We start from the raw sequence: 14,588 nt of genomic DNA, 5'->3' as shown, positions 1-14,588 counted from the left end.
AGATTAGGAAAGATATGAAAACACTTAGAAAATTACATTCTTACATTGGAATTTATGCTTGTTGGTTACTTTTTATAATAACCTTTTTTGGAACCATTAGTTATTTTAGAAATGAAATTGATTTTTATATGCAGCCAAAGTTGCACGAAAGCAAAACTATCTTAAATAATGATATAAATGGATTAAGTAGTGCTATTAATTACGCACAAGAAAAATATAAAGATTACGATTTTATATCTATCAAAACTCCTAGTTATTATAATAATTTATATGAGATTAATTATTATAATTCTAATTCAACAAAAGGCGAAAGAAAAAGTAATATAAGCTATTTTGATGGAGAAAATATACTAAATAAAACAAGCACTTTAGGAGCTAAATTTTTAACTAGCATTCATTATAAATTATTGCCTATTAATGGTAGTTTTAAAGATTTCTTAGAAGCAATTGTTAGTATTTTTGCAGCTGGGATAATATTTTTATATATAAGTGGAATTTTGATTTGGAATAAAAAGAATTTCAATAAAATTAATGTGAAAAATGATTTAGCAAGATTATTTGATTTTCACATAGTTGCTGGACTTTTTGTGGGTTCATTTTTATTCATCTTAGCACTTAGTGGAATAGGTATAAATTACATTAAAGATATAGAAAAATTATTTACCACAACTACCACTAAACAAACAAAAACACCAAGTAACACAAATGCAAATAGTGATAAAAGCTTTATTTTTGATACAAATTTAATTAGCAAGGCCATTAATAATTTAGAAAATACAAAAAATATAACAATTGTTTTAAATAAAAGCACAAAAGAATTTGCAATTACTTTAAATGATGATAAAAATATAATGCCATCAATTAATACAAAAAGTAATAAAAGCTATGTTTTTGATAGTGAAGCTAATGTAAAACAAACTCCAAAAGAAAGCAAACTAAGTGCATTTTCATCAATTTATGAAATATTTTTTAATATTCATAGAGTTATGTTTGCTGATTTTCAACTTTATTTTATGTTATTTTTATGTGGAATATTTACTTGCTTATTTATATACAAAGCTTTATTGTTAGCTAGTAAAAAACATAAAGATAATCTACTTTATAAAGCAATTGCTTATGCAGCATTTTATCCATCTTTAAATGCTACTGCTATTTATTTTATCGCTAATAAACTTACTCAAAATATGCAAGTAGAACAATTTGCATTTTTAATAAGCTTTATATTAAGCATTATTCTTAGCTATATTTTTGTAAATAAAACTAAAAATCTAATGATAATTAGCTTAATTATTTTATTGGCATTATTAATATCTGATATTTGTATTAGCGGTTTTGTGTTTATAACAATGATGTTTGACTTTGTTATATTACTTATGATTTTAGGATTAATTATTAATTTAAGGAGAGCAAATGTTAATAATATTAATTAATTTAATAGGAGCAATCTGCCTTAGTATTGATTATAAAAAAGCAAGTTATATTTTATTTGCAATAGCATTTGTATGTGCCTTATATCTTGATGCAAAACTATATAATTTAATGATATTTTTTAGTTCAATTTTTGCATTTTGTATAATTACGATTTGGGCTAAACACCTATATGATTTAAATAATAAAAGCTCTAACATTCGCTAATTTTTAGCGAATGTGGTTTTGGATTAGTTTTTGCTTTATTATTTAAAATCACAAAAGGAAAAATATGAAATTTAGCCAAGATGAGATATTTTCAGCTACTGATGTAGTTCGTAATTTTTCTGCAATTTTAAAAAAAATTGAAGGAAATAAAAAAGTCTTCGTAGTAAAAAATAACAAATTCCAATGTGTTATGCTAAACCTTGCCGAATATGAAAAATTACAAAATGCTTTAGTAATTTTAGAAGCTATTTATAAGGACAAAAAAAATGGCAAGAATTAATATAAAAAATCTCGGGCTAAGTTATCTAATAAGACAAGGAAATGGAGAAAAAGTAGCTTTAATAATGCACGGATGGGGTGCTAATAAAGAACTAATGGAGCAATTTTTCACAAAATCTTTAAGCAAGCATTGTAAGCAAATGATATTTTTAGACTTTGCAGGATTTGGTGGAAGTGATGAGCCAAATTATGCTTTTAACTCTATTGATTATCTTAATTTGACAAATGAATTTATAAAAGCATTAGATATAAAAGTTGATATTTTGCTAGGTCATTCTTATGGTGGCAAAATTGCTTGTCTAATGGCTAGTAAGAATGATTATGATGCGTTGATTTTATGTGCTAGTGCTGGGTTAAAACTACCAAAAAGCCCTAAAGTAAAGCTAAAAATCTTTCTTGCAAAATGCTTAAATAAATTAGGATTTAAAAATATAAGAAGATTTTTAGCTAGTAAAGATGGTGCTACGCTAAGCCCTATTATGTATGAGACTTTTAAAAATGTAGTTGATGAAGACTATCAAAACGAAATTAGCAAAATCAACACGAAAACCTTGCTATTATGGGGCGAAAGCGACACTGCAACACCACTTAGCATAGCAAATAAAATGCAAGGTTTAATCAAAAACTCAAAACTAATTACCTTTAATGGAAATCATTTTTTCTTTATGCAAAATGATTTAACGCCTTTTATTGATGAGTTTTTTCAAAAAGCTTGAAGAATTAGAAATAATTTATTTTAAAGATTGCTACAAATCTTGCAACGGGCATTGCTGTAATATAGATAAGCCTTTTGATACAATAATTCCTATGCTAAGAAGCGAGTATGAATACATTAAAGATAAAACCAATCTAAATCTAGTTGCAAGTATTGCTTACAAATTAAAATGTGAAAAAACAATCACTTTATGCTTTGTCAAATGCTCTTATAAAGGCTTATGCGCTTTTCGTCCTTTAGCTTGTAAGCTATATCCGTTTTTTGCTCTAGTTAATGATGATGGAGTGGTTTTGGATATAAATGCAATTAGCTTATATGATTTATTTTATAAAGATTTTTCATCTCATCCTTGCCCTTTGATAAAGTATGATTTTGATAATTTAAAAGCACAATTTTTATTAAATGTAAAGCAAATCTCAAATGAGCCAATAATAATTTTTATATTTAAAGCATTAGAGCTTTTAGTCAAATACCTTAAACTTTATTTAAAAGATTTATACCTTGATAATTGTGAAAACAAAAAAGAGATTTTGCATAAAAACAATTTCTTAAATGCTTATAAAAACGAAGAATTTAAAAATGAAATAAATGAACTTTATTTAAGATTAAGCCTAAAATATAAAGATAATTTAGATAAATATTTATAAGAATTAAGAAATAAATTCTTAATTCAAATTCTTAGAAATTTTTTAAGTGATAGTTTAATCTATCAACTAATATTTGATGTTTGAATAATTCTCCTTCAAACTTTACACTCTTACACTCTAGCATTTTTAAAGATTTCGCTATCATTGAAGCAATACTATCAACAACACCAAACAAAATCGCAATATCATCAAGTCCGCCTAAACGATATATTAAAATCAATCTAAAAGACTTACTAACATCCATTAAAATAGGTTTTTTAGCTAATTTAAAATCAAGCCCACTAGCAATTCCTATTTCATATTTATTAGCTAAATCAAGAAGTTCAGTTAAGCTTAATTTAAGTCCTAAAATATTTGCCGAGCTTATTAAAATACCACTAAAAGTATTTAAAATCTCGCTATCTCCTTCAAGGTTTAAGCCAAATTTTTCTTTATAATTTGCTAATAACTTAGCGCCTAATTTGTTTTTATTTAATAATTCTGCGTGATTTTTACTTTCAAATTCTAAAAAAGCTGATAATTCATTATTAATATAAATCCCATCATCTCTTACAACAACCTCATCGCCCTTATTAAATCTAGCTAAATCATCATAACACCTTGCTCTTTTAGTTTGTGCGTAAGAACTAGCGAGTGATTGTTCATAAACGCCGTAATTATCCCAAAAATCTCTTTCACTACAGGCAATACAGCCATGCCCTGCTTGAACCGGCCAAGAAGTTTTAGCATTAAACTTTGTCTTAGGACAATTATTAAAAGTATATGGTCCTTTACACCCTACTTTAAACAAACAAGCGCCAGATTTAGCTGCTTCATCTCCAAATTCTTCAACAAATTCCCCACTCTCAAAAGCTATTTTTCTTTCGCACATATCGTGTAAGCATTTTGAATAAGCAAAAGCAGGACGATTATTATCATCTAATGTAGGAGCTTTATCAAAAAACGCAAAATGTAAAATACTAGCAATGATATTGCTCTCACTTGGAGGACAACCAGGAATTAATACAGCACCTTCTAAAATATCTTCAATACTAATAGAATTAGTAGGATTTGGCTTAGCTGCTTGAATGCCACCATAAGATGAGCATGAACCTACAGCATAAACACAACTTGCACGATTAGTTAATTCTTTTAATTTATGTAAAGCAGAGTGAGCCGGAGCCCCACTTGTATAAAACTCATTACTAGCAATAGCACCTTCAACTACTAATAAAAATGGCTCTTTAATTTCTAATAAATCTTCAGCTAAAAATCCACTAGCTGCCATGTAAGTTTCGTGATAGATTAAATCTATAAAATCAAAAATCAAATCATCAAGACCAATACTCTCACTTCTAATAAAGCTCTCACTACAGCCTGTGCATTCGCTAAAATGTAGCCATATTAATTTTAACTTTTTTGCATTGATTTTTTCGTAGATTTCTTTTTCATCAGCTTTCACGCCTAAAGTTTTTAATGTAGATTGAATTTGAGCTAATACATTTGCATTCATAATAATCCTTTATTTAAGCTTAAAATATCAAATTAAATGAATAATAGCGAAATAATTTTTAAAATTAGTAACTTTTCTACTCAAGTTACTAATTTAACTAGCGGTATATTTAAGATATATTTTATATTTACCCCGTTTTAACGGGGCTAAATGAGTTTAGTTTGAAATATAAATACTAACTAAACCAAACTTTAAATATTCTTAAAATTATACTTTTTTTCAAATTTTAATAAATTTTTATAAGTCTTAGTTAAAAATATATCTTAAAAAAACATAGACTTTAAATACTTAGTTAGACCTAAATTCTCTAACATTATTATAAGTATTACAATAGGACAAATAAATCTTATAAACAATAACCATATTTTAAATCCAAACTCACCCATATAAGGAATAAATAAAGTTTTAAGTTTATTCACTTCTACGAAAAATCCTACGAAAATACAAGTAATAATCGCTGATAATGGCATTAAAATATTAGAAGTTAAATAATCTAATATATCAAATATACTTTTATCAAAAAATGTAAAAATTGAAGAATATTCATTATTAAAACCTAAGATACAAAATATCCCCATAATATAAACAAAAATACCTATATAAATTAGAGCAAGTTTTCTTGAAATTCCAAATTTATTTATTAAATAAAAAGCAAAAGGTTCAATCATTGAAACAGCACTAGTAAGCCCAGCAAAAAGTAGTGCTATAAAAAATGCAATCGCAAGTATATTTCCAATAATTCCAAGATTTGAAAATAAACTCATAAGGCTTACAAATATAAGTCCTGGCCCTTGCTCGCTTGCATTTGCTCCATATTCAAAAACAAAGGTAAATACAATAAGCCCCATCATAATACCAACTAAAATATTTATAAAAATAATTGATAAAGTTGATTTAATTACATTTATATTTTCTGGCAAACTAGCAGCGTAAGTTAAAACCACGCAAACACCCATAGAAAGACTAAAAAAGCTTAACCCTAAAGCGTCTAAAATTAATTTTATATTAAGTTTATCTTCAACAAATAAAACAGAAAAATCAGGCTTAAACAAAAAGCTAAACGCCTTAACAAATCCATCAAAAGTAAAACTATATAAAAGCATTAAAATTAATAATATAAACAAACTTGGCATCATCCATACATTCATTTTTTCAATGCCACTTTTAATTCCTTTACTAACAACCCAAAAAATCATAAAAAACACTATGCTAAAGCAAATAATTTGAGATGATAAGTCTTTTGTCAATAAATTACCAAATAAATCTCCAGCTTCGCTAACAGAATTTGGTAAAGCAAAAAAACTAGAATAAATGTATTTTAAAATCCAGCCTATTACAACGCTATAAAAACAAACTATTAAAATAGCTCCTATCATAAAAAATCCTGCAAATCCCCAAGCTTTTTTATTAGATTTTGCTAAATCGCTAAAAGCATTCACAGCGTCTTTTTGAGTAATTTTACCAATACTAAGCTCTCCTAAAAAAACCATAAAAGCTACTAAAAATGTTAAAACTAAATAAAGCAATATAAAAATAGAACCACCATTAGTTCCTACCATTGTAGGGAATTTCCACGCATTTCCAAGTCCAACAGCAGAACCTGCCATCGCTAAAATAAAGCCAATTTTAGAAAATTGTTCTCTCATTTTTATCCTTTAAATTTAAAATACACAATAACAAGCACAGCAAGTGGTGCAACAAATCTTGCAAAAAATATCCATATTTTAAAACCAAGCTCACCCATATAAGGGATAAAGGTTTCTTTTAAATCTTGCTTGCTAATAAAAAACCCAACAAAAATTGCAGCCATAAATGAGCCAAAAGGCATAATGATATTTGAGCTAACATTATCTAAAATATCAAAGAAATTCATTCCAAAAAATGTTAAATTATTTTTATAAGCTTCAATGCCTGAAAATATACATAAAAGCCCTAAAATATAAACAACTACTCCAATTAAAACAATAGCTTTTATTCTTGAGAAATTGAATTTATTTATTAGATAAAATACAAAAGGCTCTATCATTGAAACCGCACTAGTAATCCCTGCAAAAAATAAAGCTATAAAAAATGTAACAGCTAATATTTTGCCTAAAAGTCCAAGTTTTGCAAAAAGCGAAATCAAAGAAATAAAAATAAGCCCAGGACCTTGTGCACTAGGGTCAGCATTAAACTCAAAAATAAAACTAAATACAATAAGCCCCATCATAAGACCTATTAAAAGATTTATAAAAATTATATAAAAAGTTGAACTTACAAAATTAGTTCTTTCAGGTAAGCTAGCTGAATAAGTAATAATGCTACCTGCTCCAATACTTAAAGAAAAACAAGCAAGTCCTAAAGCGTCTAAAAAAGAATCTTGATTAATCTTGCTAAAATCAGGCATAAATAAGAAATTAAAAGCGTCTTTAAAACCATCTTGAGTAAAGCTATAGCAAAGCATTAATAAAAGCATTATAAATAATGTTGGCATCATAAATACATTTAGCTTTTCAATACCATTTTTAACACCTTTTGCCACCGTGTAAAAGGCTATAAAAAACACTATACTAAAACATATTATCAAAGCACTTAAATTAGTTTCCACTAAATTAATAAAAAGCTCTTTATTATCAGCGATTTGAGTGCTAAGTGTATTTATATTAAAAATAGTAGATAGTGAATAATAAATATAATAAATTATCCAGCCAATAATCACACTATAAAAACTAACGATTAATAAAGCCCCAATCATTGTAAAGCCTACTAAAGACCAAGGTTTTTTATACTTAGGTGCTAAAAAATAATAAGCACTAGCAGGGTCAAGTCTTGATGCTTTACCGATATATAACTCGCACAAAAATATAACAAATCCAACGCCTAAAGTAAGCAAAATAAACAACATTACAAAGGCTGAACCACCATTAGTTCCTACCATTGTAGGGAATTTCCACGCATTTCCAAGTCCAACAGCAGAACCAGCAACTGCTAAAATAAATCCAATTTTAGAAAATGTATTATTCAAAATAAGCCCTTTTTTTGGTTTTTTAAGGTTAAAACTTTCATTCTATAATAATTTTTAAAAATTTGTATAAATAAAAATTAAAAATATATAAAAAAAGGCAAAAATTTGTGTAAAAATACTAAAGAATTTACATACAAACTAATCTTAAGCTATGATGGTTCAAGATTTTTTGGTTCAGCAAAGCAACCAAATTTAACTTGCGTTCAAAATACACTTGATAATGCTTTAAAATGTGTTGGGGTATTTAAGCCTAGTATATTTGCTAGTAGGACTGATAAAGGAGTGCATGCAAATTGCAATGTGGCAAGAATTAGTTCAAGTTATAAATTAAATAAAGATTTTGTATTAAAAAAACTCAACAATACTCTAAATGGTATTTATATAAAACATATAAAAGAATGCGAATTTGAACCTAGATTTGATGCAAAACTTAGAAGCTATAGATATATAATCTCGCCTTATTTTAACGCCTTTAATAAAGCATATTGCTGTGATTACTCAAAAGAAATTGATATTCAATTATTAAAAAACGCTTTAAAAGTATATGAAGGAGAGCATGATTTTGCTAATTTTTGTTTAAGCCTTGATGATGATAAAAATAGCATTAGAACTATTTATAAAACTAGAATTTATAAGTATAAAGATTTGGTTGTTTTGAACTTTTTTGCTAATGGATTTTTAAGGGGTCAGATTAGATTGATGGTTGATTTTTTACTTAAAATAAATGAAAAAAAATTAAGTATAGTTGAATTAAAAGAACAATTAGCTTGCAAGGAAATTCACTCAAGAACCCTTGCAAAACCAAGCGGACTTTATCTTAAAAGCATAATGTATTAGAAGTTATATCCTATACCCACTAATAATTTTGAATTAGAAAAATTACTTCTACCTTGATATTCCACTTTTGCATTTACATATAAATTCTCATTAATATCATAAATTCCCTCAACACCAGCACCAATATATGTGCTACTTAAATCTTGGAAATCATGATGCAAAAATATTTCTCCACCTGCTGTTACATTATCAATAATTTTTACAGAATAATGCACTCCAGCTTGAATACCAAATCCATTTAAAGTAGAGCTTGAAATACCATCATATTTTGGCTTTATTGAATAATAATAAGCTCCAGCTAATATATTTAACGCATCATCTAATTCTTGATAAGGTAAGCCAATCGCATAACCACCTAAAGCACCAAATGAATAAATGTTATATTTATACTTACCATAATAAGTTTTACTCTCTTGCTTTGATACGCTTATATTTGCACTATATACTAAATCATCTATATTGTTATAATTTTTATAATAAATATTAGAATTTAATACATTATCACTTCCCACGCCAAACTCAATTCCCGTATGATTGTAAGCGTTAGCATAAGAACTTAAAAACCCTAAAGTTAAAACAGAATATAAAATCTTTTTCATAATCTTCTCCTAAAATAAAAAAAACGATGAATACTAAATATTTTTAGACAATAAACAGCTATATTTTTTAAAAAAACTAGTAAAAATATATTATTTTTTGTATTATTAAATCACATTTTAAATTCCTTATATTTTGAGTTATCATTTTGTAACCAAAAATAGGAATAATTTTGTCTTATTTTTAAAAAAGGAGATTTTATGAAAGTTAATTTTAAAGGTAGCCCTGTTGCAATTAGTGAAGCAATTAAGCTAGGAGATAGTATTAAAGATACTAAAGTAGTAGGTAAAGATTTAAGCGTAATTAATCTAAATGAAGACGCTATCATAGTAAGCGTTCCTAGTATTGATACAGGTGTATGTGCTAAAGAAGCTAGAGAATTTAATGTAAAAGCTAACAAACTTGGAATGAAAGTTTATGTTGTAAGTATGGATTTACCTTTTGCTTTTGCAAGATTTTGCACTGCTGAAGGCTTAGAAAATATAATTCCAGTTAGTGATTTTAGATACGGCGAATTTGTTAAAAACTACGGCTGTAGAATACAAGAAGGTGCTTTAGAAGGACTTACAACTAGAGCTGTTTTTGTTCAAAAAGGTGGAAAAATAGTTTATAGCGAAGTTTGTGCTGAAATTACAGAACTACCTAATTTTGACGCTTTAGAAAAAGCTCTAGCGTAATTAATAAATATCTAAATCTTAGGATTTAGATATTTTATAATAAACCAATACCATCAATACAATAATCACTATTCCAACATAAATAAAATTATTTAAAACATCATTTATATTATCTACTATCGTTATCAATGGATTAGCCATTAATTTAATTGATAATAATAAAACTTGTATTTTTTTCATATTAATCCTTTAAAAACAAAAATAAACTTAAAATTATAATACAAACCAAACTAGGACAAAATGCGACCTTAAAAATAGCTTAAATTAGCGATAGCATAGATATTTAAGGACTATTTTTTTCACTTAAAGATTGCTTAAAATAATAATTATTTTTTACAATTTTTAAGAAATTGCTAAATTTGTAATTTGCCTATTACATAGAATTTTTAAGTAGATTTTTTTTAACCAATACGCCGATATTTTTTTGTCGCATTTTGTCCTAGTTTGATTTTTTTTGAAAATATTCAATTTTTTTACAAATATTTATCTCATTTATAATTTATAAAAATATTAATTTAAATTCATTCATAATAAAAATATAAAAAACTTGTGAATGTTTAAATCCAAAATATGATTTCAACATTATTTTTTAAAGCTAGTAAAACTAATAAAACAAAATTTAATTTTTACCTATTAAATAAAATCCTTTTGTTTCATCTTTTAAATTACAACTTTTTATATCATCAAAACAACGAATGTTATATAAAAGCTTTATATTATTTTTAGTTTTATTTATCGCATATATTCCTACATCATACTTGTCTTTAGTTTTAATTTCATTTTTTTTAAATAAAGTATAAAGTTCAGAAAATTCTCTTTTAATTGTTTCAATCGCATAAAATTCAATATTATCATTATTATTTTCTATTTTAATCTCTTCAAAAGCATATTGTAATCTTGGGTCGGCTAAATCTTCTTTACTAAATTTAACCACACTACCATCGCCACAAGCGACTAAAAATGTTAAAGTACTAAAGCTTAATAATAATTTTTTCATTATTTATCCTTTTTTTATATTTTTTTTAAAAGAATAATACCCCCCCCCCATTCTTAAAAAAAGATTAAAGCACTTAAAAATAATTAGTAAAATCAAATTCTTAATTTAAATTCCTTAAAATTTTTAACACTTATTTTATTTAAAAAGCAGTCATTTAAAATTTCTTACCACTAAATATTATTTTAATAATAATTTTAAGATTTTAATTGCGATTTTATCCTGCAAAATTATTTTATATAGTTTTAAAATCAATCAAACATTTAACAGAATTTAAAAACGAATTTTAGATTTAAATTCCGTGCCAAAAAGCACGAAATTTATAAATTATTAGTTAAATTAAAAATGAAAACCTAAACCAAGATTTATATAAAGGTTATTATTCTTTTGTGAAAATAAATTATCTTTAACACCCACTTTAGTGCTGACATAAGGGCTATAACGAGATGGTGTAGTATTAAACAACATACCTAAAGATATATCATAAGCATTTCTATTCTTTTTCACACCAAATTCATTTTGAACATCTCTAAAATAATTATTACTTAAATAAAAATTATAATAAGCATCAAGAGTTACCATATATTTTTTTGTATCAAATGGTTTGGATAAGGCACTTAAACCAAATTTTAATCCCTTAATATCATAAATAGCACCGCCTCTAATACCCATATTATGATACGCAAGACCACCCATTAAGTTCAAACTAAGCTCATCTTCATATTCATCATTAACATACATTCCATAACCAATCAAAGCACTAAAATCAAATTGATTATTTCTTATAATTGGAATTAAGTCATCAAATCTATCTTTATAATTATTCCAAAAATAATTAGCCTCAAAACTCCAAACAAATTCAGAATCTCTTTCGTGCTCTTTATAAGTTCTAATATAGCCATTAATATCCCAATTATTATTGCCTAAATATTCTTTATTATTGATAATAAACATTGTTTTTGAAGTAGATAAAAAGCCAAAATTAATACCAGAATAAGTTCCCGCATTAGCAGCTACACCTAAAGCACCTAAACAAAGTGTTGAAAACAATAATTTCTTCATTCATTCTCCTTTTTTGATAAAAAAGAAAATAATACCCCCCCCCATTCTTAAAAAATACTTAATATTGTAAAAATTTATATGATTTGTTTAAGTATCTATAATTATTAAAAAATTATTTTAGATTTAACATAATCAATTAGCTTACATTAAAAAATTTGAGAATATTTTTAAATCAACAAATAAACTTAATAAGCATTAAGCCTAAACAAATAAAGCTAATTAGGAATTAGCTAATTCCTAATCTTGCCTTAGAGTTATCACTAATTTTCATTAATTCATCTAATAATTTATCTTTTTCTTTATCAAAATCAAATTTAAAGCTTTGTTGCATTAATTTTTCTTTATCTACAAATTCATCCATTGAAATTCCATGTTTTTTAAAAATAGCTTGTAATTTAGGGTGGTCAAGCCCTACGCTACCTGATGGTAAATCAAATTTATTCATAAATTCTTTTGATGATTTTTTAGCAAATTCAATTATTTTTAACTCCAAATCAGGTGTGATTTGATAGTTCTCTATGATTTCTTCTGCTACTTTTAAACCTTCATAATCTAAATTATTTTTAACTGATTCTAGTTTTTTAGTCTCAACTATCCCACAAGCTTCTAAAAACATCATTACCCCTACATCTTCTTTAGGTAATCTTGCTATATAATCATCTGAAGTCTCTTTATCTTTTCTAGGAGTATGCCATTCTGTGGGAAAAAATAAACAATTTCCATAGTGCATCCAAGCAAAATCATCTTTAGAATTTGATATACACTTATTAATTAATTCATCATTTATATTGCTTGCTGCTTTACTTTGAGCTTGTAAAGCTTCTTCAAATGAAGCTTTTTTATTATCATTTAAGTTATTTGTCTTAGTAAAAGAACTAAGAACAATCCTATTATTTATTAACATTTGCTCTCCTTTAATTTATAATAATTAAACAAGAGCAAAATGTGTTCCTTATTTAAATAAACAAATAATAAGTATTAAGTAGCTTTAAATATTTAATATTTTAATTCATTCAATAGTAATTATTTAATTAGAAATTAATTCATAAATCAATATAATTCAAATTATTTTTAAGGAGAGTTTATGAAAAAGATATTATTAAGTTTAGCTTTAATTTCAGGCTTATTTGCTGTTGATATTAGTAATATTGATAAAGCTTGTAAAAATCAAGACCAATCAAATTGTGCTTTTGAGCTTGATGAATACTGCAAAGAAGATTTGAAAGCTTGTTATCAATACTCAAAAGATTTATGTGCTAAAGATAATTTTAGTGGTTGTTTAATGACAGCTATTGCTAATGTAAAATTAGTGAAAGAACAATTAATTGATATTAAAGAAGCCTATATTGATGCTCAAAAAGCTATAAGTAAATTATGCGAATTACCAAATATAATAGTAAAAAACGAATCATCTCATAACAAATTTTGCGTTGTAGCAGGAGATGGATTGGTTTTAAAAGATGGTAAAAATTATGGTTTAGAAACAAATCCACAAAAAGCCTTGAGTTATTACAAAAGAGCTTGTGATGCTCAATCTAGTGTGGGTTGTGAAAGATATAATAGTTTAAAAACTTTTTTAAATAAATAATTCTAAAATTATCAAGGAAATGGCTTAAAAAGTCCTTTCCTTTTAAATCTTATTAATATTTACACTTATAAAATGCTTTTTGTTTTATTGCTTGATTATTGTTGTTATATCCTTGATAATACTCATCTTTAGAATACTCAAAAAACTCAAGATAAAAATCTATATGCTTATTTTGTGTTTTTATGTTTTTCATCATATTACAAATTTCATTGCTTGTAGTTCTATCTACATTGTTATAAATATTTAAATGAATATTATTAAAAGACGAATCGTATAAAATATAAGTTCTACTAATACAATCTTCTTTAGAATTGCAATAATTATTTTTAATAAGTTTTTCTTCTATTTTATCAATTGATAAGCTAACAATATTTATGATATTACTATCAGCTTTGCCGTAACTTAAAAAAACTAAAAAACCAATAATAAAAAATATTAAAAAAATCATTATATAAAATATTGTTTTTAACATTTTAAAGACCTTTCTAAGCTTTTAAATCTAGTAATTTATAATCTTTTAGCTCATCAATTAGCTTTATACTAAACTCACAAAATTCTTCTAAATTATTTTTGTCTTTTAATTCTTTTTCTTTATCTTCATTTATCTTTAAAGAATTTGAGTTTTTAAATAATTTTATATCTTGCTTTAGTTTTCTTATGTGATTGTTTTCTTCATTAATAGCGTATTCTTTTAGTCTTAAATCTATTTTAGGCTTTTTATCAATCTGATTTTTTTCAGTGTATTTATATAGATTTTCTAATTCTTCTAAATATTTTTCTTTACTCTCATTTAACATAAGTTCATCTAGCGTTAATGAACCATCTTTATTTTTATCCTTTAAAATAGTATCACTTAAATCCTTTGAAATAGTATTATGAGCTTCATACATTTCATCGCTAATATCATCTCCTTTAGCATTAAGTTCTACGCTAGTAATTTGCAATAAATTATATTCATTTATCTCGCCATCAAGCCTTACTCCTAGCCTTGAGTTTAACATCTCTTCTTTACTAAGCACTGCATTTTGGCTAACTTCTAAAAATTTATTAGCAATCTCACT

Annotated in this window: 18 protein-coding genes; 8 read left to right on the top strand and 10 right to left on the bottom strand. The window is 25.6% G+C overall.

Annotation, left to right across the window (positions count from 1 at the left end):
* The first annotated feature begins 14 nt into the window (after positions 1-14).
* The 5 genes from AVBRAN12642_RS07135 to AVBRAN12642_RS07115 all read left to right on the top strand — a co-directional run bounded on the left by AVBRAN12642_RS07135 (position 15) and on the right by AVBRAN12642_RS07115 (position 3,276).
* On the top strand, positions 15-1,430 hold the full coding sequence (locus AVBRAN12642_RS07135) for a PepSY-associated TM helix domain-containing protein (protein WP_336607670.1): 1,416 nt from the start codon (positions 15-17) through the stop codon (positions 1,428-1,430).
* Positions 1,411-1,635: a hypothetical protein gene (locus AVBRAN12642_RS07130; RefSeq protein ID WP_214117421.1), complete on the top strand. Its 225-nt coding sequence runs from the start codon at positions 1,411-1,413 to the stop codon at positions 1,633-1,635. The genes AVBRAN12642_RS07135 and AVBRAN12642_RS07130 overlap by 20 nt, the downstream gene beginning before the upstream one ends.
* Positions 1,636-1,699: 64 nt before the next feature.
* Positions 1,700-1,915: a type II toxin-antitoxin system Phd/YefM family antitoxin gene (locus tag AVBRAN12642_RS07125; protein WP_214117422.1), complete on the top strand. Its 216-nt coding sequence runs from the start codon at positions 1,700-1,702 to the stop codon at positions 1,913-1,915.
* Positions 1,902-2,630 carry an alpha/beta fold hydrolase gene (locus tag AVBRAN12642_RS07120; RefSeq protein WP_336607669.1) on the top strand — a complete coding sequence of 243 codons (729 nt, stop codon included), beginning with the start codon at positions 1,902-1,904 and terminating at the stop codon, positions 2,628-2,630. Before AVBRAN12642_RS07125 ends, AVBRAN12642_RS07120 begins: the two co-directional genes overlap by 14 nt.
* Complete coding sequence (locus AVBRAN12642_RS07115) at positions 2,608-3,276, top strand: hypothetical protein (protein WP_336607668.1); 669 nt, start codon at positions 2,608-2,610, stop codon at positions 3,274-3,276. Before AVBRAN12642_RS07120 ends, AVBRAN12642_RS07115 begins: the two co-directional genes overlap by 23 nt.
* Before the next feature lie 31 nt (positions 3,277-3,307).
* On the opposite strand, the gene AVBRAN12642_RS07110 is transcribed toward AVBRAN12642_RS07115, so the two are convergent.
* The 3 genes from AVBRAN12642_RS07110 to AVBRAN12642_RS07100 form a co-directional block, all read right to left on the bottom strand.
* Positions 3,308-4,768, bottom strand: a complete 1,461-nt coding sequence (locus tag AVBRAN12642_RS07110; protein ID WP_336607667.1) for a hydrogenase small subunit — start codon at positions 4,766-4,768, stop codon at positions 3,308-3,310.
* A gap of 263 nt (positions 4,769-5,031) precedes the next feature.
* On the bottom strand, positions 5,032-6,414 hold the full coding sequence (locus tag AVBRAN12642_RS07105) for a sodium-dependent transporter (RefSeq protein ID WP_336607666.1): 1,383 nt from the start codon (positions 6,412-6,414) through the stop codon (positions 5,032-5,034).
* Positions 6,415-6,416: 2 nt separating this feature from the next.
* On the bottom strand, positions 6,417-7,772 hold the full coding sequence (locus AVBRAN12642_RS07100) for a sodium-dependent transporter (protein WP_214150486.1): 1,356 nt from the start codon (positions 7,770-7,772) through the stop codon (positions 6,417-6,419).
* Positions 7,773-7,877: 105 nt separating this feature from the next.
* Here AVBRAN12642_RS07100 and truA point away from each other — a divergent pair, with 105 nt between their 5' ends.
* Positions 7,878-8,609 carry a tRNA pseudouridine(38-40) synthase TruA gene (gene truA, locus AVBRAN12642_RS07095; RefSeq protein WP_336607665.1) on the top strand — a complete coding sequence of 244 codons (732 nt, stop codon included), beginning with the start codon at positions 7,878-7,880 and terminating at the stop codon, positions 8,607-8,609.
* Here truA and AVBRAN12642_RS07090 read toward each other — a convergent pair.
* Positions 8,606-9,208, bottom strand: coding sequence for a hypothetical protein (locus AVBRAN12642_RS07090; protein ID WP_336607664.1), 603 nt, complete (start codon positions 9,206-9,208; stop codon positions 8,606-8,608). The two genes, truA and AVBRAN12642_RS07090, sit on opposite strands and share 4 nt — an antisense overlap.
* 198 nt (positions 9,209-9,406) lie before the next feature.
* Here AVBRAN12642_RS07090 and tpx point away from each other — a divergent pair, with 198 nt between their 5' ends.
* Complete coding sequence (tpx, locus tag AVBRAN12642_RS07085) at positions 9,407-9,883, top strand: thiol peroxidase (protein WP_214117430.1); 477 nt, start codon at positions 9,407-9,409, stop codon at positions 9,881-9,883.
* Between the two features lie 18 nt (positions 9,884-9,901).
* Here the strand turns inward: tpx and AVBRAN12642_RS07080 are convergent, their stop codons facing one another.
* The 4 genes from AVBRAN12642_RS07080 to AVBRAN12642_RS07065 form a co-directional block, all read right to left on the bottom strand.
* Positions 9,902-10,063: a hypothetical protein gene (locus tag AVBRAN12642_RS07080; RefSeq protein ID WP_336607663.1), complete on the bottom strand. Its 162-nt coding sequence runs from the start codon at positions 10,061-10,063 to the stop codon at positions 9,902-9,904.
* Between the two features lie 439 nt (positions 10,064-10,502).
* Complete coding sequence (locus AVBRAN12642_RS07075) at positions 10,503-10,880, bottom strand: hypothetical protein (RefSeq protein ID WP_336607662.1); 378 nt, start codon at positions 10,878-10,880, stop codon at positions 10,503-10,505.
* A gap of 336 nt (positions 10,881-11,216) precedes the next feature.
* On the bottom strand, positions 11,217-11,939 hold the full coding sequence (locus tag AVBRAN12642_RS07070; RefSeq protein ID WP_214150573.1) for a hypothetical protein: 723 nt from the start codon (positions 11,937-11,939) through the stop codon (positions 11,217-11,219).
* 226 nt (positions 11,940-12,165) lie between these two features.
* A complete protein-coding gene (locus AVBRAN12642_RS07065; RefSeq protein ID WP_336607661.1) occupies positions 12,166-12,843 on the bottom strand; it encodes a hypothetical protein in 678 nt (225 codons plus the stop codon).
* Between the two features lie 180 nt (positions 12,844-13,023).
* Between AVBRAN12642_RS07065 and AVBRAN12642_RS07060 the strand changes: the two genes are divergently transcribed.
* Complete coding sequence (locus tag AVBRAN12642_RS07060) at positions 13,024-13,527, top strand: hypothetical protein (protein WP_336607660.1); 504 nt, start codon at positions 13,024-13,026, stop codon at positions 13,525-13,527.
* A gap of 52 nt (positions 13,528-13,579) precedes the next feature.
* Here the strand turns inward: AVBRAN12642_RS07060 and AVBRAN12642_RS07055 are convergent, their stop codons facing one another.
* Together AVBRAN12642_RS07055 and AVBRAN12642_RS07050 are read right to left on the bottom strand one after the other, a co-directional pair.
* Positions 13,580-13,999 (bottom strand): hypothetical protein, encoded by a 420-nt coding sequence (locus AVBRAN12642_RS07055; protein WP_336607659.1) that lies wholly within the window; start codon positions 13,997-13,999, stop codon positions 13,580-13,582.
* A gap of 13 nt (positions 14,000-14,012) precedes the next feature.
* Positions 14,013-14,588, bottom strand: a 576-nt coding sequence (locus AVBRAN12642_RS07050; RefSeq protein WP_336608156.1) for a hypothetical protein, incomplete at its 5' end; no start/stop codon positions are given.

Source organism: Campylobacter sp. RM12642 (genome assembly GCF_020137635.1).
In the GTDB taxonomy this organism is placed as follows: Bacteria; Campylobacterota; Campylobacteria; order Campylobacterales; family Campylobacteraceae; genus Campylobacter_E.
The sequence above is the reverse complement of the archived record's forward strand: the minus strand, read 5'-3'. Positions and strand labels throughout refer to the sequence as shown.